At 70.7% G+C, this 17,410-nt stretch carries 11 protein-coding genes; 6 read left to right on the plus strand and 5 right to left on the minus strand.

The window, feature by feature from the left end:
* Complete coding sequence (locus ACFY0T_RS19900; RefSeq protein WP_388871886.1) at positions 1 to 339, minus strand: hypothetical protein; 339 nt, start codon at positions 337 to 339, stop codon at positions 1 to 3.
* A gap of 234 nt (positions 340 to 573) precedes the next feature.
* On the opposite strand from ACFY0T_RS19900, the gene ACFY0T_RS19905 reads away from it, so the two are divergent.
* The 3 genes from ACFY0T_RS19905 (at position 574) to ACFY0T_RS19915 (ending at position 4,733) form a co-directional block, all read left to right on the plus strand.
* Complete coding sequence (locus ACFY0T_RS19905; RefSeq protein ID WP_388871889.1) at positions 574 to 1,554, plus strand: winged helix-turn-helix transcriptional regulator; 981 nt, start codon at positions 574 to 576, stop codon at positions 1,552 to 1,554.
* 140 nt (positions 1,555 to 1,694) lie between these two features.
* A complete protein-coding gene (locus tag ACFY0T_RS19910) occupies positions 1,695 to 2,177 on the plus strand; it encodes a DUF456 domain-containing protein (protein ID WP_388871892.1) in 483 nt (160 codons plus the stop codon).
* Between the two features lie 264 nt (positions 2,178 to 2,441).
* Positions 2,442 to 4,733: a Tat pathway signal sequence domain protein gene (locus tag ACFY0T_RS19915; protein WP_388871895.1), complete on the plus strand. Its 2,292-nt coding sequence runs from the start codon at positions 2,442 to 2,444 to the stop codon at positions 4,731 to 4,733.
* Positions 4,734 to 4,749: 16 nt separating this feature from the next.
* Here the strand turns inward: ACFY0T_RS19915 and ACFY0T_RS19920 are convergent, their stop codons facing one another.
* Complete coding sequence (locus ACFY0T_RS19920; RefSeq protein ID WP_388871898.1) at positions 4,750 to 5,997, minus strand: SGNH/GDSL hydrolase family protein; 1,248 nt, start codon at positions 5,995 to 5,997, stop codon at positions 4,750 to 4,752.
* A gap of 152 nt (positions 5,998 to 6,149) precedes the next feature.
* On the opposite strand from ACFY0T_RS19920, the gene ACFY0T_RS19925 reads away from it, so the two are divergent.
* Together ACFY0T_RS19925 and ACFY0T_RS19930 are read left to right on the plus strand one after the other, a co-directional pair.
* Positions 6,150 to 6,518, plus strand: a complete 369-nt coding sequence (locus tag ACFY0T_RS19925; RefSeq protein ID WP_388871901.1) for a PPOX class F420-dependent oxidoreductase — start codon at positions 6,150 to 6,152, stop codon at positions 6,516 to 6,518.
* Between the two features lie 154 nt (positions 6,519 to 6,672).
* Positions 6,673 to 7,413 carry a Type 1 glutamine amidotransferase-like domain-containing protein gene (locus tag ACFY0T_RS19930; protein WP_388871904.1) on the plus strand — a complete coding sequence of 247 codons (741 nt, stop codon included), beginning with the start codon at positions 6,673 to 6,675 and terminating at the stop codon, positions 7,411 to 7,413.
* Between the two features lie 20 nt (positions 7,414 to 7,433).
* Here ACFY0T_RS19930 and ACFY0T_RS19935 read toward each other — a convergent pair whose 3' ends face one another.
* Both ACFY0T_RS19935 and rsgA read right to left on the minus strand, forming a co-directional pair.
* Entirely contained in the window at positions 7,434 to 8,924 is a 1,491-nt protein-coding gene (locus tag ACFY0T_RS19935) for a DNA-3-methyladenine glycosylase 2 family protein (RefSeq protein WP_388872450.1), read from the minus strand.
* A 361-nt stretch (positions 8,925 to 9,285) separates the two neighbouring features.
* On the minus strand, positions 9,286 to 10,389 hold the full coding sequence (rsgA, locus tag ACFY0T_RS19940; RefSeq protein WP_388871907.1) for a ribosome small subunit-dependent GTPase A: 1,104 nt from the start codon (positions 10,387 to 10,389) through the stop codon (positions 9,286 to 9,288).
* 680 nt (positions 10,390 to 11,069) lie between these two features.
* Between rsgA and ACFY0T_RS19945 the strand changes: the two genes are divergently transcribed.
* The gene (locus tag ACFY0T_RS19945) at positions 11,070 to 13,241 is read left to right on the plus strand and encodes a SpoIIE family protein phosphatase (protein ID WP_388871910.1); all 2,172 of its coding nucleotides are present in this window, start codon (positions 11,070 to 11,072) and stop codon (positions 13,239 to 13,241) included.
* A 631-nt stretch (positions 13,242 to 13,872) separates the two neighbouring features.
* Here the strand turns inward: ACFY0T_RS19945 and ACFY0T_RS19950 are convergent.
* Positions 13,873 to 17,391 carry a CHAT domain-containing protein gene (locus ACFY0T_RS19950; protein WP_388871913.1) on the minus strand — a complete coding sequence of 1,173 codons (3,519 nt, stop codon included), beginning with the start codon at positions 17,389 to 17,391 and terminating at the stop codon, positions 13,873 to 13,875.
* Positions 17,392 to 17,410: the final 19 nt, after the last annotated feature.

Here is a 17,410-nt window from a genome sequence, read left to right on the forward strand (position 1 = left end):
CTAATTGTCCACCGCGGGAGCCGGTTGAAAACGGGGCATCCGGAAAAACCGGCCAAGGGGTTGGATGCCGAACGGGATACGAAACCGCCGGGCGGTCCCACCCTCCACGGGAGAACCGCCCGGCGGCGCCGGGGTGACCGGGGCCTGGCGCACGTCGTAGACCCGGGTCACAGCCTGGACGACCGAATTGCCGTTCGCATCGGTCAGTTCGGCCTGACTGCCGGTCAGTGGCCTCTTCGTGTCGTATGCGGCCCCTGCGGGCACCGCGGTGGTGACGGCCAGGACGGCGGCGGTCGCCGCCCCATAGCCGTACGCACGGTCGTTCTCCCCAAATTCCACTCCCCAAGGTCGCTCCACCCGTCTGCCCACGAGCCGTTCGAGCTCGCATCCACGCAGGCCAGGCAGGCCCAAGCAGGGCATTACGGACGGTGGTTGGGGCTGGGGCGGCGTGAGCTTGTCAGAGGGGCGGGGGGTGCGGCGATGATGTGCCGAGGCGGGTTTGCGCCGTGGCTGTTTTCCGCCACGGACGCCACCGACCGGCCGGAACGCATCCTTGGGGAGGGACGTCGCCGCATGCTGGGAGCGATTGGTCTGGACGAGACACACGAGTCGGCGTACCGGGCGCTGGTGTCCGTGGGCGCCGCCGACGTGCCCGATCTCGCACGGCGGCTCACGCTCGGCGAGTACGACACGGAGCGCGCGCTGCGCCGCCTGGAGCGGCACGGTCTCGCCGCCCAGTCGTCGGCCCGGCCCGGACGCTGGGTCGCGGCGCCGCCCGGGGTGGCCCTCGGCGCGCTGCTCACCCAGCAGCGGCACGAGCTGGAGAAGGCGGAGCTGGCGGCCGTGCTGCTCGCCGAGGAGTATCGCGCACAGGCCGCCGAGCCCGCCGTGCACGATCTGGTCGAGGTGGTGATCGGCGCGGCGGCCGTCGCCCAGCGGTTCCTCCAGCTCCAGCTCGGCGCGAGCGAGGAGGTGTGCGCGCTGGTCACCGGGAATCCGGTCGTCGTCTCCGGCATCGACAACGACGCGGAGGAACAGGCGGCGGGGCGGGGCGTCGGCTACCGCGTGGTCGTCGAGCGGGCCGTCCTCGACCAGCCCACCGGGATCACCGAGCTGTCCGCCGCGCTCGGCCGCGACGAGCAGGTGCGGGTCGTGGACAAGGTGCCGACCAAGCTGGTGATCGCCGACCGGACGCTGGCGATGGTCCCGCTCACCTCGCACACCGCGGAGCCCGCCGCGCTGGTCGTGCACGCCAGCGGGCTGCTGGAGCTGCTGTCGGAACTGTTCGAGTCGGTGTGGCGCGAGGCCCTGCCGCTGCGGCTCGGCAGCCGCGGCGTACTGGAACAGCAACCGGACGGCCCGGACGGCACCGACCTGGAGATCCTCTCCCTTCTCCTCGCCGGGCTGACCGACGCGAGCGTCGCCAAGCAACTCGACCTGGGCCTGCGGACCGTACAGCGCCGGGTGAAGCGGCTGATGGAGCTGACGGGCGTGACGACACGACTCCAGCTGGGCTGGCACGCGTACGAGCGGGGCTGGGTGGCGCGGGACTGATACGAGCGGGCCGGGTGGCGCCGATCCTGTACGGGCGGGGCTGACACCGGTGCGGCCGGCCGTCCCCGTTCTGACACCGACGGCGCTGATTGGCGCGGGACTGACCTGCGCTTTCACGTCCGCTCAGTCACCCTGGGCAGATGGGAGTGTGGGAACTCCTGCTGGTCGGCGTGGTGATCCTGCTCGGCCTGTCCGGAGTACTGGTGCCCGGTGCGCCGGGGTCGTGGCTCGTCTGGGCCGCCGTCCTGTGGTGGGCACTGGACGACCCCCAGGCGCTCTCCTGGGCCGTGCTCGTCGGCGCGACCGGCGTTCTGCTGCTGGCCCAGGCGGTCCGCTGGGCGCTGCCTCCCCGACGGCTGCGGGAGAGCGGCGCCACCCCCCGGATGGCGGTGTACGCCGGGACCGGGGCGCTGCTCGGTTTCCTTCTGCTGCCGGTGATCGGCGCGATCCCCGGCTTCCTCGCCGGGATCTATCTCTACGAACGGCTGCGCCTGGGCGGGCACGGGCAGGCGAAGGCGGCGCTGCGGACGGTGATGCGGGCGGGCGGCTGGAGCGTGCTGACGGAGTTCTTCGCCTGTCTGCTGATTCTGGGCGCGTGGTGTGGGGCGGTGATCTGGGGCTGAGGCCGGCCGTCCAGGGCTGCCCGCCGTGGGCCGCCGCCAGGGCCGCCTACCGTAGGGCCGCCGTACAGGGCTGCCCACCGTACGGCCGCTGTCCAGCTCTGCGTTGGCTGTCCAGCCCTGCGCTCGTAGTCCATTCCTGCGGCCGTCATTCACGTACCCATCTACACATCGGATCTCTCCTTCTCCATTGACGCCATGAAGCCCCTTCTCTACGTTGCATTCCGGTATAGCTCCGATGAATCGCTCGAGCCGCCGGGAGGCACCATGCCCAGCCCGTCCAGACGTACCGTGCTCGCCACCGGATCCGCCCTGGGAGGGGCACTGCTCGCCGGGGGGCTGTCCGCACAGGCGGCGGACCGGGAGGCCGACCCCTGGAAGGCGGTCCTCGACGACGCCGATCTCGTCTGGCAGCGGATGCCGAAGACCTGGTACGAGGGCCCCTACCTCGGCAACGGCTTCCTGGGCTCCGGGATCTACGCCGAGCCGGGCGCGGAGACCAAGGCCGTGCGCTTCAATGTGCAGCACTCCGAGGTGCAGGACCACCGCCCCGAGTTCGGCTCGCTCTTCGGGCTCGCCCGTCTGCCCATCGGCTACTTCACCCTGGAGCCGGTGGGCACGATCACGGGCCTGGACTGGCGGCTCGGGCTGCGCGACGCCGAGTTGACCGGCACGCTGACCACGGACCGGGGCACGCTCACGCTGCGCGCCCTGGTGCACAACTCCCGCTCGGTCCTCGCCGTGGACGTGACGCCGAGCGCGGGCGAGCGCGACTTCCGGTGGGTGTTCCATCCGGCGGACGCGATCAGCCCGCGCGCCGCCTTCAAACCGCTGCCGGACGGCTACCAGGGCAACCCGCCCGCCGAGGTCACCGAGCACGAGGGCATCCAAGCCGCCGTACAGCCCCTGCTGTCGGGCGGACAGCACGCGACCGCGTGGCGGGAGCGGACGCGAGGCACGACACGCACCTTGTACGTCCATGTCGCCCACTCGTACCCGAAGTCCACGGCGCTGGACCGGGCGCTCGCCGCCGTGCGCGGGGCTTCGGCGCTGCCGTACGACCGGCTGGCGGACGCACATCGCAGCTGGTGGCATGCCTTCTACCGCAAGAGCTTCCTCTCCCTCCCCGATGCGCGCATCCAGCGTTTCTACTGGATCCAGCTCTACAAGACGGCGTCGGCCGCCCGCCGCGACGCGCCCGTGATGGCCACCAGCGGCCCCTGGCTGGAGTCCACGCCATGGCCCAACACCTGGTGGAACCTGAATGTGCAGCTGGAGTACTGGCTGATCCACGGCTCGAACCATCTCGAACTCGACGCGGTGACCAGGGCGTTGAGCGAGTTCCGGGACAACCTGTCCAAGGAGGTCGCACCCCAGTACCGCGCCGACTCGCTCGGCATCCCGCGCACCACGGACCCTCACCTGGTCAACGGCGCGGCGGGCACCCTCACGGGCTACGGCGTCGGTATCCCGGGCCAGGACCCGCCAACTCCCGAGGTCGGGAACCTCACTTGGGCCCTGCACAATGTCTGGCTCAGCTACCGCCACACCATGGACGAATCGATCCTCCGCGACGTCCTCTTCCCCCTGCTCCGCAAGGCAATCACCTACTACCTGCACTTCCTGGAGCCGGGCACGGACGGCAAGCTGCACCTTCCGGCCACCTTCTCCCCCGAGTACGGCGGCAACACGCGCGACTGCAACTACGACCTGATGCTGCTGACCTGGGGTTGCCGGACCCTGCTGGAGTCGGCCGAACTCCTTGGCACTGACGACGAGTTGGCGCCGCGCTGGCGCGCGGTGCTGGCCAAGCGGGTGGCGTACCCCACCGACGCCAACGGCTTCATGATCGGCGCGGACATCCCCTTCGCGAAGTCGCACCGCCACTACTCGCATCTGCTCGCGGTGTACCCGCTGTACGAGCTGACGGGCCGCACCCCTCACGAACGCGCCCTGATCGAGAAGTCGTTGGCCCACTGGGTCGGCTTCGAGGGGGCCCTCCAGGGCTACACCTTCACCGGCGCCGCCTCGATGTCCGCGCTGCTCGGCAAGGGCGAGGACGCGCTCAGGTACCTGGGTGAGCTGATGACCCGCTTCATCCAGGCCAACACCATGTACAAGGAGTCCGGACCGGTCATCGAGACCCCCCTCTCGGCCGCCCAGTCCCTGCACGACATGATCTGCCAGTCGTGGGGCGGCGTCGTCCGCGTCTTCCCGGCGCTGCCCGCCGCCTGGGCGGACCTGACGGTCCACAACTTCCGTACCCAGGGCGCCTTTCTGCTCAGCGCGGTCCGCCGGGGCGGGGTGACTCGCTGGGTCCGGCTGGTCAGCGAGGCGGGCGCCCCCTGTGTCGTACGGCACGGCATCGCGGGTCCGGTCGAGGTGCGGGACGGACGCGGGCGGGCCCTGCGGTACTCCGACGCGGGCGACGGAGCGATCCAAGTCGCCCTGGGCAAGGGCGAGTCGGCGCTGATCACGGCGAAGGGCGACCGGCCGGACCTCACGATCGCGCCGGTGCGGCCGAACGAGGCGGCAGCTCGGTGGGGACTTCCGGCTTAGGGATGCCTCGGGACGCCTAGGGGGTGAGGGCTGCCAGGTCGATGGTGTCGGCCATCGCCTTCATGCCCGCGTCGTTGAAGTGGAGGTGGTCGCCGGGGTCGTAGGCGGGACGGATGCGGTTCGGGTCGGACGGGTCGCGGACGGTGGCGTCGAAGTCCGCGACCGTGTCGAAGAGGCCGTGCGTGCGGATGACGGCGTTGACCGCCTGCCGTACGGCCTCACGGGCCGGCGTGTACGCGGAGTGACCGCCGTACGGGGTGATGGTGGCGCCGATGACGCGGATGCCGCGGGCGTGGGCGCGGCGCACGATGCGACGGTACGCGTCCTTGAGGGTTTCGGGGTCGGTCTGCTCCGGGGTGCCCTTGATGTCGTTGATGCCCTCCATCACGATCACCGCGCGGACAGCGGTGCGGGAGAAGACGTCGGCGTCCAGGCGGGACAGGGCGCTGGGGCCGCGGCCGTCGAGCAGGACGCGGTTTCCGGCGATCCCCGCGTTCAGGACGCCGAGTCGGCGGTACGGCGGGAGGCCGCGCAGGCGGTCGGCGAGCCGGTCGGGCCAGCGGTGGTTGGCGCTGAACGTCGAGCCGGTGCCGTCGGTGATGGAGTCGCCGAGCGTGACCACGCTGCCCACGACGGCCGAGCCGAGCACGTCGACGCCGGTCACGTAGTACCAGTTCCCCAGGGAGACGGTGTACGCGGTGCCGCTCTCGTCGGCGGTCCAATTGCCCTTTCTCGCAACGAAGTTGGCCTGCAGGGCGGAGCGGTGGTAGGTCGCCGGGCCCGAGTCGGCGGGGGTGTGGAGCGAGATCAGGAGGTTGGAGTCGGCGGGGATCTGGAGAGCGACGGGGTCGCTGACCAGGTCTCTGCCCGCGGGGATCGCCACCGATCCGGCGCCGGCGAAGGTGACCGTACGCATCGAACCCGCGACGGCCCGCGGACTCCTGGGCGCGCCCGGCTGCTGCAACGCCAGTGTCACCGCGTCGAGTTGGAGCGGTGCCGAACCGAGCCGGTTGGAAAGACGGACGCGGGCGGCGCGGCCGCCGACGCTGGTGTGCACGACGTTGCGGATCGAGGCGCCGGGCAGCGCGGGGGCGGTGCCGGAGGCGGCGGCCTCCCAGGTGCCGGTCCAGGTCTGGGCCCCGACGGGACCGGCCGCAGCACCGCCGGGCGCGGGCGTGGCGTCGGCGATCGCGGTCGGCGGGGTGAGCATCACTGTGGTCACCAGGATGGCGAGGAGGTGCCGGACCTTGATCGCTCGGGTCATGGGGGCATGGCTTCCCTGCCCGCCGGCCCCAGCAACGCACTGTCACTCCTTTGGACGCACCCGTACGACGTCGTTGACGCCGTCCACCTAGTCCTCTGGACCTAGGCCCAGGATCCGATGCGGCGCGGGCGCGGGAGTGTTTGGCTGCTGCCATGACCCAATTCAGCGAGGCTGAGCGCGCGTACCTCACGTCGCAGCGGCTGGGACGGCTTGCCACCGTCGATCCCCACGGGCAGCCGCAGGCGAACCCCGTCGGCTTCTTCCCGCAGGAGGACGGGACGATCCTGATCGGCGGCTACTCGATGGGCACCACGAAGAAATGGCGCAACCTGCAGAAGAACCCCAAGGTCGCCCTCGTCGTCGATGACATCGTCAGCGTCCGGCCGTGGAAGGTCAGAGGAGTCGACATCCGAGGGGAGGCCGAACTCCTCACCGGTCCCCATGAGTTGGGGCCGCACTTCAGCGAGGAGCTGATCCGCGTCCATCCGAAGCGGATTCACAGCTGGGGACTGGAGGACTGATGATGGCTGAGGGCGGGGAGCACTGAACGCCCTTGCGGATCGGTGCCCTTGTGGATCGGCGCCTTGTGGATCGGTGCCCTTGTGGATCGGTGCCTTTGTGGATCAGCGGCGTTGAAGATCGGTCGGCCTCAAGGGCTTGGTAGGGTCACGGGCCATGACCGCCACGGAACCCACCATTCTCGCCACTTCGGGTGGTCACCGCGTCGGAGACCGCACGAGGGTGACCTTCGACGCCCTCGTTCACCATGCCGTGGACCTGGCGGGCGTTCAGGGGCGCCGCCCCCGCGTCATGTATGTCGGGACGGCGATCGGCGACGCCGAACACTTCACCACCCGTATGAGCGAGGCGGCTCGCGTGGCGGGCTTCGACCTGACGCCGCTCCACCTCTTCCCCATGCCGAACCTCAAGGACATCGAGGCAGCGGTGCTGGAGCAGGACGTCGTGTGGGTCATGGGCGGCTCGGCGGCGAACCTGCTCGCCGTATGGCGCGTCCACGGGCTCGACGCGATCTTCCGGCGCGCGTGGGAAGCCGGGGTCGTGCTGAGCGGGGTGAGTGCCGGGTCGATCTGCTGGTTCCAGGGCGGCACCACGGACTCCTTCGGCCCCGAGCTGCGCGCGCTCACCAACGGCCTCGGATACCTGCCGTACGGCAACGGCGTCCACTACGACAGCGACCAGGGCCGCCGCCCGCTGGTCCACCGGCTCGTCGCCGACGGCACGCTGCCCGACACCCACTGCACGGACGACGGGGTGGGGCTGGTGTACCGGGGCACCGAACTCGTCGAGGCGGTTACGGAGATACCCGGAAAGGGCGCGTACGTGGTCAGGCGGGAGGGGGGCTCGGCGGTCGAGCAGCGGATCGAGCCGCGCCTGCTGCCGCCGCCGCGGGACTAGCGTCGGGCCGACTGCCCGGTTCAGGCTGTTCCGGCCAACTCCCGCGCCACCCTGAGGTGTTGCACGGCGTAAGAACGCCAGGGACGCCAGGCGTCCGGAACGTCCTCGCCGGGCGGGGCCACATCGGGATCGCCGAGGGCGCGCGTACGGATGGCGGCCACGGTGTGCTCACGTTCGTCCATGCCCGGCAGCGCGAGCAGCGCCTCCTGCGCGTCGTCACGGTCGGCGCCCGCGTCGAGCCGTAGGTGGCCGTCGGCGAGGGCGGCGGTCAGGGCACCTGGGGTGCCGTGCGGCTCGGCCTCCGCGAGTACGGCCGGTTCCGGGAACAGATGGGTGAGTGTGCCGCACGGGGCGTCCAGCGCCTTGCCGTACCGCAGCACCAGCCGCTCGGCCTCCGCCTGCCCCACCAGCGCGCGCACCGCCAGCTCGTCCGGGTCGGCGGCGGCGGGCGAACGCAGGCCCGGACGCGCGGCGACCAGCGGCGCCAGCCGGGCGTCGGCGCCCAGCCGCTCATCGACGGCGTACGGGTCCGCGTCGAGGTCGAACAGCCTGCGCAGCCGCTGGACGGCGGTGGTGAGATCGCGGAGATCGGTGAGGTGGAGACGGGCGTCGAGCCAGCCGCCGGGGTGGGTGGCGCCGGTGGTGACGGCCTCAGCGCCGGTGGCGGCGGCCTCGGCGCCGGTGCGGGCTGGGTGGGGCGCGCGCCCGGCTGCCGTACGCCCCGGGCCGCCGCGCGGTCGCTCGTCGACCGCGACGATTCCGGTGCCGTACGGGAGACGGAGCGTGCGCCGGTACGTGCGGCGGCCGCGGGCGCCGCTGACGTCCTCGATCCCGGCGATCGCCTCGCCGGCGAGGAGGTCGAAGACCGCGGTGGACTGGTATGGCCCCCGGTAGGCGAGGCGCAGGGGGATTCCGGCGGTGGGCGTGGCCGCGCGCCGGGCGGCGGAGCCGGTGCGCGGGGCGGCGGTGCGCAGTTCGCTCGGTGTCGAGGCGTACACCGCGCGGATCGTGTCGTTGAACTGGCGCACGCTGGCGAACCCGGCCGCGAACGCGATCTGGGTGATCGGGAGGTCGGTGGTCTGGAGCAGTACCCGCGCGGTGTGGGCGCGCTGGGCGCGGGCCAGGGCGACGGGGCCTGCGCCGACCTCGGCGGTGAGCTGTCGCTGCACCTGGCGGGCGCTGTAGCCGAGGCGCCCCGCAAGCCCTCCGACGCCCTCGCGGTCCACGACGCCGTCCCCGATCAGGCGCATGGCCCGGCCGACCACGTCGGCCCGCACGTTCCACTCCGCGGAGCCGGGTACGGCGTCCGGGCGGCATCTGCGGCAGGCTCGGAAGCCCGAGCTCTGCGCGGCGGCTGCCGTCGCGTAGAACCGGACGTTCTGCCGCTTGGGCGTCACCGCCGGGCAGCTCGGCCTGCAGTAGATCCCCGTTGTCTCCACGGCGAAGAAGAACTCCCCGTCGAACCGACCATCCCGGCTCCGCACGGCCTCGTACCTGGTGTCTTCGTCAATCACCCTTCCAGTGTGCGCGCCCACTCCCCACGCAGCTGGCGGATTTCGGACACGACACTACGCTCTCTCGCCCCCGCCGCCCCTACCCACCCAGGGGCTGCGCCCGTCGACCCTGCCCGCGGCTTCGCCCCGTCCCCGCCGTCGGCTTCGTACGCGTCGCCCTGGGGCTCCACCCCCAGCCCCGCCAACGGGGCGCTGCCCCCTGGGCCCCCGATCCTCAACGCCGGACGGGCTATTTTCAGCCCGTCCGGCGTTTGAGGACGAGGCCGTCAAGGCCGATAGCGGGGGTCTGGGGGCGGCAGCCCCCAGGGAGGGGATGGGTAGGGGCGGAGGGGGCGAAAACAACTCGCCCGGCCCAGGCCTAGTGCCAACGGCCCCGTTTGGCTTCCATCGCCGCCCGGCCCTCCGCCCCCTTCCGCTTCCAGTCCCGCCGGATCTCGGCCCGCAGCCGAGCATCCGTCTTGGCGACGATCCGCTGGTTCTCGCGGAGCAGCTTGCGGTAGCTGTCGAGCCGGCGCTCGGGAAGCGCCCCCGAGTCGACGGCGGCGAGGACCGCGCAGCCGGGCTCGGCGACATGGGCGCAGTCGTGGAAGCGGCAGTCGGCGGCGAGCGATTCGATCTCGGAGAAGACCTGTCCGACGCCGGTCTCGGCGTCCCAGAGACCGACGCCCCGCAGCCCCGGGGTGTCGATGAGCACGCCCCCGCCCGGCAGGGCGAGCAGGTTGCGGGTCGTCGTGGTGTGCCGGCCCTTGCCGTCGACGTCGCGCGCGGCCTGCACCTCCATGACGTCCTCACCGAGCAACGCGTTCGCGAGGGTCGACTTCCCCGCCCCGGACTGCCCGAGCAGCACCGACGTACCGCCGGCGAGGACGGCCTCGAGGACATCGAGGCCCTCACCGGTCGTGGCGCTGACTGGCAGCACCGGCACCCCCGGCGACGTCGTCTCGACGTCCTGCACGAGGTGCCCGAGCGTCACCGCGTCCGGCACGAGGTCGGCCTTGCTGAGGACGACCACCGGCTGCGCGCCGGACTCCCAGGCCAGGGCGAGGAAGCGTTCGATGCGCCCGAGGTCGAGTTCCACGGCGAGCGACACGGCCACGACCGCGTAGTCGACGTTGGCCGCGAGGATCTGCCCCTCGGAACGCTTGGACGAGGTCGAGCGAACGAAGGCGGTACGCCGCGGCAGCAGCGTCCGTACGTACCGGGGGTCTCCGCCCTCGGGGTCGACGGCGCCCCAGTCCCCCGTGCACACGACCTTCATCGGGTCACGGGGAACGACGAACTCGGTGTCGGCGCGCACGGTGCCGAACGGGGTGACGACGTCGCACTGACCACGGTCGACGCGGACAACACGACCGGGCAGGAGCCCCTGCTCAGCGTAGGGAGCGAACTCGGCGTCCCAGCCCTCGTCCCAGCCGTACGGGGCGAGAGGGTGCGACGGAACCGAAGAAACAGAGAAATTCAAGGGAAACCCTTCACAAGGGCGGGCCCCGGCGTCGCGCTCACAAGCGCGAAGAGAAGGAAGTGGTCAGCCGGACACCGCGGAGGTGGAGTGAACGAACGTCTGGTTGCGGGCAGCGCCCATCACAGAGACAGCCATCGGTCACACCTCCCGTTCCCCACACGACTGACCGCGGCAGCCGACGGCCACCGCGAGGAGCAAGCCTCACCCTAGAGGGGGCACGCACTGCGGCACCACCGAATTTCCCCCGTCGTTCCTTGCTCCCGGCTGTCAGCCAGGCGCCCATCGAGTAGGCACGGTGACGTCCGCGCTCGCCCTCGCCGTCGCGGACATCTGGACCGCCCGGATGAGGGCGCTCGGAGACTGGTGCCATCCAATTCCGCATCCACCCGCCGATGTTGCACCATCTGTGATCGGCGAATCTGCGGTGAGGAGACGGCTGGGCCTCTTCCGGTGAACGACGGGCCCGGCTCCCCATGCGCCGCCAGCCTTCCTGGAGGTTGAGCCGGCAGGCGCCGCCGGGCATGAAGCCGTGGTGGATGCGCGGGTGGTCCTCCAGCCAGGCCCGGGGTGCACCGCTGTGACGGGCCCGGCTGCGGCCTGGAAACAGCGGAGACATGTGTAAGAGTGGAGGGGCGAGAGCGCCGTCAGCGGGCGGAGGAGACAGGAGAGGGCGGCCTGTCATGTCCCTGTATTTCGATCCCCACAGTTCGTCCAAGGCCCACTCCGCCTCCGTCGACCGGCGGAGCGAGGAGTACGCAGACCTGTTTGGGCAGGCCCCAGTGATCTTCGCCGCACTCAGTGGCCCGAGACACTTGCTGGAAGCGGCGAACTCAGCATTCTTCGAGACCATCGGGTGCGACCGTGGGCACGTCGGCGAGCCGATCGGGGAGGTGATTCCGGAATTGGTTCCGCAGGGCGTCCTCGACCGGCTCGATGCCGTCTACCGCACCGGCGTCGCGTACCGGGCCCGGGACGGGCGGCTCCTGCTGGGCGGGCCGGGCAGGCAGCGGGAGGGGTTCTTCGACTTCACCTACGAGCCCCGCCGGGACGCGGCCGGCCGGATCGACGGGGTCGTGGTGATCGCGGTCGAGACCACCGCGTACCACGACGCACATCTCCTGGCCGCCGAGCAGCGCGTGCTGCTGGAGCAGATCGCACGCGACGCCCCCCTCGAGGAGATCCTCACCGGCATGGCCACAGCAATCGAGGAGCTCTCCCCGGACATGATCGTCTCGGTACTGCTCATCGATCCCGACGGACAACGCCTGCGGCACGGCACCGCCCCGCACCTGCCCGACTTCTACAACGAGGCGATCGACGGGACACCCATCGGCGAGGGCGTCGGCTCGTGCGGCACGTCCGCCTTCCGGCTCGAACCGGTGATCGTCACGGACATCGCCACCGATCCCCTGTGGAAGGACTACCGCGACCTAGCGCTGCGGGCCGGGGTCGCGGCATGCTGGTCCACGCCGATCCAGGACGCGGACGGCCGGCTGCTGGGCACCTTCGCGATGTACCACCGCACCCCCAAGGCTCCCGAGGACAAGGATGTGGCACTCAGCGCCGCGTTCGCCCGCATAGCCGCGCTGGCCATCGAACGCCACTCCGCGGTGGGGGCGAGGCACGTCGCCCAGGAGCGCGAGAAGGCGGCCCGTGAGGATCTGGCCTTCCTGTTGGAAGCCAGCACCGCCATCACGAGCGAGACACACTATTCCGACAGCCTGCAGCGCATGGCCAGGCTGACCGTTCCGACCCTCGCGCCGCTGTGTGCCGTCCACGTGGTCGAGCGCGGCCAGACCCACCGCATCGCCATCGCCGCCTCGACCCGGGAGGGGGAACAGCTCCTCTCCTCCCCCGCACTGCGCGACGAGGTGGACGCCGCTGTTGCCTGCGCGCTGGCCTCCGGCACCACCGAGACCGCCCACACGGGCGGCCCCTGCGCGCAGCTCGGCGTCACGGGCTACGTGTGCATGCCGCTGGCCACCCGGGGCCGCACCTTCGGCGCGCTGACTCTCCTGGCCACCGACCTGCCCCTGGACGGCCACACGATCACCCTGGCCCAGGAGCTCGCCCGCCGGGCCGCTTTGAGTGCCGACAACGCCCACCAGTTCACCGACCGCGTCCGGCTGGCCCACGATCTGCAGGCAGGTCTGCTGCCTCCCGAGTTGCCCAGGATTCCCGGCGCCACCTTGGCCGCCTCGTACCATCCGGCCGGTGAAGGACTCGACGTCGGCGGCGACTTCTACGACGTCTTCCCGCTGTCCGCCGACCGCTGGGCGTTCATGATCGGCGATGTGTCCGGACGCGGCGCGCTGGCAGCCACCACCACCGGAATGGTCCGCCACACCGCACGCGCCGCCGCCCGCCTGCTGAACGACCCGGCGGCGGTGGTCGCCGCCATCAACGACGCGTTGACGGCAAGCACCGTCGATGAGGACCAGTTCGTTTCGCTCGCCTACGGCGAGCTGCGGCACACCGCGTCCCACCTCGCGCTCAACCTGATTCGAGCAGGCCACGTACCGCCCCTCGTGCGCCGCGCCGACGGCACGGTCGAAGAACTCGCCCAACCGGGCCTGCTGTTGGGCATCCGTCCCGACCCCGACTTCTGCCCGTGCGGCATCGACCTGCACCCCGGCGACAGCCTGGTCCTGGTCACCGACGGCATCACCGAGGCTCGTTCCGCCGACGGCGAATTCTTCGGCGAGGACCGCTTGGCCGACGCGCTCGTCACCGTCCGGACCACGACGCCCACCGCCGCCACCCTCATCGAGTCCATCACCGCCGCAGTCACCACGTTCGCGGGCAATGCCACTCTCGACGACCAGGCCGCACTGGTGGTCACCGCCACCTGAGGGTCACGATGGTGCAGCAGCCATTCCCGCCACCTTCGCGGTCAGGTGAGCGATCACGTTCGAGTCCGGTCTCGGACTGGAAGGCCGAACGACAAGTTGAAGACGAACGCCACGATCCTGGACGACCATAGGCGCCCTTCGGTGCGAGCGCCACGACCGCTTCCGAGCGGCATCGTCGCCACGACCACCTGCTGGGACGGTACCGGGAGCGGCACATGCTCGGACCACCCGTTCTGTCCGGCCTGTTGAGTACCGGAAGCATCTCTCGGGACGGGCCCGTCCTGCTGGTGGCCGCCCGACTGCGATGCGGCCGCGCCTACGTCGCACCGACGCCCAGGCGGCGGCACTCAAGGCGTATCTGATCCTCGGCGGGCCGCCGCTGCCCATCGACCGACCGGGCCCGTACTTGTGGAGCGCCGGCTTCAGTGCGAGCGTCACCCATGATCTGGTCGCGGTCTTCGTCTCTTCACTGGCCTCCCCGGTCCCGGTGCCGCGCGGCACCTTGCCGGAGACAACGGAGGCCGACTCCCGGTCGTCCGCATCAGCTGACGACCTACGACTCCACCCTCACCGCCCCTCCCCAGCACGCCGTTGGTGGTTGCCGCCGATCAGGCTCAGCCGGCACGGCACGCTACGGGCCGCTGTGGACGAACGGTGCCCAGAGGTGGGGATCCGCTGGGAAGCGAGTACGCAGTTCCCGGGTCACCTTGTTGAGGGCTGCGGCGGCGCCGTCCGCCGTCGGGGAATTGCCGAGCAAGCGGTAGAACCGTCTCGCGGCGCTGGCCGCGACCGTGTCGTTGACCGGCCAAAGGGTGGCGACGACGTGACGGTACCCGGCGAGCTGGAAGGCGGAGGCCAGGTGTATCGCCTCGTCGGCCTGAATCACACTGCCCTGCCCGGTCGAGCAGGCTGACAGGTAGGCCAGCTCTCCGGACTGGAGTCTGAGCCTGCTGATCTCCGGTATGGACAGCAGAGCATCGTGCAGGTGCAGTCCGCTGTGCGAGGGGTCCACCGGGTGGCTGGTGGCATGGCAGGCGAAGTGCACCCAACTGGCGTGGGGCAGGGCGTCGAGCACGACGTCGGCTGTGGCTTGGGCGTCCGCGAGCCCGACGGTATTCGGGTAGCGGGCCCGCAGGTGAGCGGCCTCGATCGTGGTGCCTGGCAGGTCGGGCAGGCCGGTTGTGTGCCGCATGGCGACGGTCAACTGGTTGCGGGCGTCGGTTGGTCGCTGCTGTTGCCTGTGCAGCAGGGCTCGGATGGTGGGGGTGAACGAGCTCACGACGCAGTCGAGTGCTGACGGTCCTTCCGGCAACCCGGCGGCGTGGAGTGGTAGCAGGCTCAGGATGCCGGTGGGGACCCACCAGACCCGCGGCAACGGCTCGTCGGCGGGTGACGGAGTGTGGTGGCCAAGGGCAGTGAGCACCGGTTCGCTGATGGTCTCCCACAGCCAGGCGAGAAGATCCGGGGTAGCGGTCCGCGGCCGGGTGACCTCGGTCGGCCCCCCGTCGTCTGCCATGCCGGCCAGGGCGTTGGCGTGGAGTTGCGCGTCGGCCAGGGTGAGTCCGTCCAGCCGCACCCGTCTGACCGACCCCGGCTGCAGCAGGACGGCGTCGCCGCTGGATCGCCCGACGTTGACCATGACCACCGCACCACTGCCGGCGGCTCTCTGCAGATCGGCGATCCGCGGCGGCGCCAGGAAGTCCGAGAAGCCGGGAAGTCGGCGGATACGACGCAGGAGTTGGCCCCAGCGATCGGTGAGTTCGCGTCGTTCCGGGAACCACTGGGCCGCTGCGGCAGCGCTGAGCTCGTCGAGGTCGGCCGGGGACTGCGCGTCCAGTGCGGTACGGAGATGGTCGAACTCGGCGGCGAGTTGGGGCGCCGACTGCTGGAGCGCTGCCAAGTCGGTGCGGGTGTCCAATCGGTTCGAGAGCAGGATTCCGCGGCCGAGTTCGGCGAGTTCCACCGCACCGGGGACGTCGTCGATCGCGAGATGCGCAGCGACGGCGTCGCCGACCAGGCCGCGGCTGCCTCCGAGAAGGTGGAATTGATCCGACCAGTCCAGCCCGCGCGGGGTGCACTCCGGCAGTGTCTCGACCGCGGCCCGGAACATGGCCGCTGCTTCATTGACCGCACCCGTCAACAGGGCCAGCACGCCGACGTTGCGCCGCGCCTGCACCTGCGCGACCGGAGAGGCTGTGGTGGGTCCGGCTACCGACTCAACGAGCCTGGCAACCGCCTCCGCAGGCAGCTGGCCGAGAGCGGCCCGCTCCCGATAAGCGACAGCGAGATTGGAGAGCAGGCCCATGTGGCCTGGGCCGCCCGGTGGGGTGGCGGCCTCCGCCTGCTCGATGTGCTCCACCGCCAGGTCGAGGTCCGCGGCCACCCCGGAGCGCCAGTAGCGCGCGAGGTAGGCACGGGCAAGACCTGACATCAAGTCACCCCAACGCGGTTGGTCGGCGGAAACCTGCGCGAGTCCCTTCGTGCCCTGTTCGATGCTCCGCTCCAGATCGGCGCGATCACCCTTCATCTGGTAACGAGCGCTGAGGTTGACCTGGGCCAGCCCTCGGTCGCCTTGCTGCATCGGGAGGTCGACGACGCCCCGCTCGCCGTAGTCGATCGCGGCGTCGAGGTCAGCCGGATCCCCGGCACGCCCGAAGCGTGAGGCGTACGCGCTTGCGAGGTTTCCCAATCGGGACGCATGCTGCGGATGGTCGTCGGGCAGTGCCTGCAACGCCTGCTCTCCGAGTTTGATCGCCGCGTCGAGGTCGGTGCTCGCACCGTAGTGCTCGTGTCTCCTGCGGTACAGCACCGCGAGGTTGCCCAGACACGCACTGTGATCGGCATCTCCGGCTTCCGTCAGGCGCAGAGCCTGCTCGCTGTTCTCGATGCTTGCGTCCAGATCTCGGCGGTCACCGGTGTGCTCGTAGCGGCGGAAGTAGCAGTTGGCCAGGTTGGAGAACAACGCCATGCGAGGCTGACCCTCTGTTGGGAGACCCGTCAAGGCCCGGTTGGTCAGCTCGATGCTGGAGTCGAGATCCGCGATGTCACCGGTCATCAGATGGCGGGTGCTGTGGGCCGTGGCCAGGTTTCCCAGGACGCTCGCGTGAAGGGGATGCCCGGCTGGAATGCCCGCGAGCGCCAGCTCGGCCCGATCGATGCCGGCCCGCAGTGCTTCCGGTTCGCCGGTGAGTTCGAACTGTTCCAGATAGTCGGTCGCCAGGTTCGAGAGCCACTCCGCCTTCTGAGGATTGTCGGGCGAGAGCGCGGCGACGGCTGCCTCATGGAACCTGACAGCGGCGTCGATGTCGCCGGGAGTGCCGGTGCGGTGAAAACGTCCGACGTGACCACGGGCCGCGAGAGACAGCATGCTCGGCCAGAGCTCGTCCTCGGGAGCGCTCGCGGTCAGTGCCTGCTCGGCATGTCGAATCATGGCCTGTACGTCGTCCAACGCACCGGTGAGGCGGAAACGCTCCTCGTAGATGTAGCCGAGCTGAAACGACCAGTAGCCGCGCTTGGACGCGTCGGGAGCGAGCTCGGCGAGCGCCTGTTCCCCTCGATCGACGGCGGTGTCGAGGTCCTTCCGCGCACCGGTTCGGGAGAACCGGTCCATGTAGGCGTAACGCAGTGTCCCCAGCACGGTGGGCCGGTTCAGAGTGTCCTCCGGTGGGGCCGCCAGGGCCTGTTCGTATCGCTCGATCATCGCGTCCTGGTCGGTGGTGTCACCAGTGCGCTCAAAGCGCCACTCGTGGGCGAGAGCGAGGTTCGACAAATACGGCGCACGCGCCGGATCGTCCGGGGGCGTAGCCTCCACTGCCTGCTCCGCCTGCTCGATCGCCGCGTCGAGGTCGGCCGGGTCGTCATTCACCTTGAAGCGTGCGATATATCGGCCGGCGAGCTGACTCAGCACGCTGTGCCGTTGGGGATCGCCTGTCGGCATCTCCGCCGCCGCCTGCTCACTCCACTCGATGGCGGCCCGTATATCGCTCGGACGACCGGTCTGCCGAAAGCGGCTCTCGAAGGCGTATCCGAGAACAGCCAGGTACACCCAGCGGTAGGCGTCTCCCGTCGGCGCCGCACGCGTGCCGCGCTGCAGCACGTCGATCGCAGCCTGCAGCGATGAGGCATCGCCCGACTCAGCCGCTTCATACACGGCGTCTATGGCCGCGGCG

The sequence above is a fragment of the Streptomyces sp. NPDC001530 genome, assembly GCF_042894545.1.
Classification (GTDB): domain Bacteria; phylum Actinomycetota; class Actinomycetes; order Streptomycetales; family Streptomycetaceae; genus Streptomyces.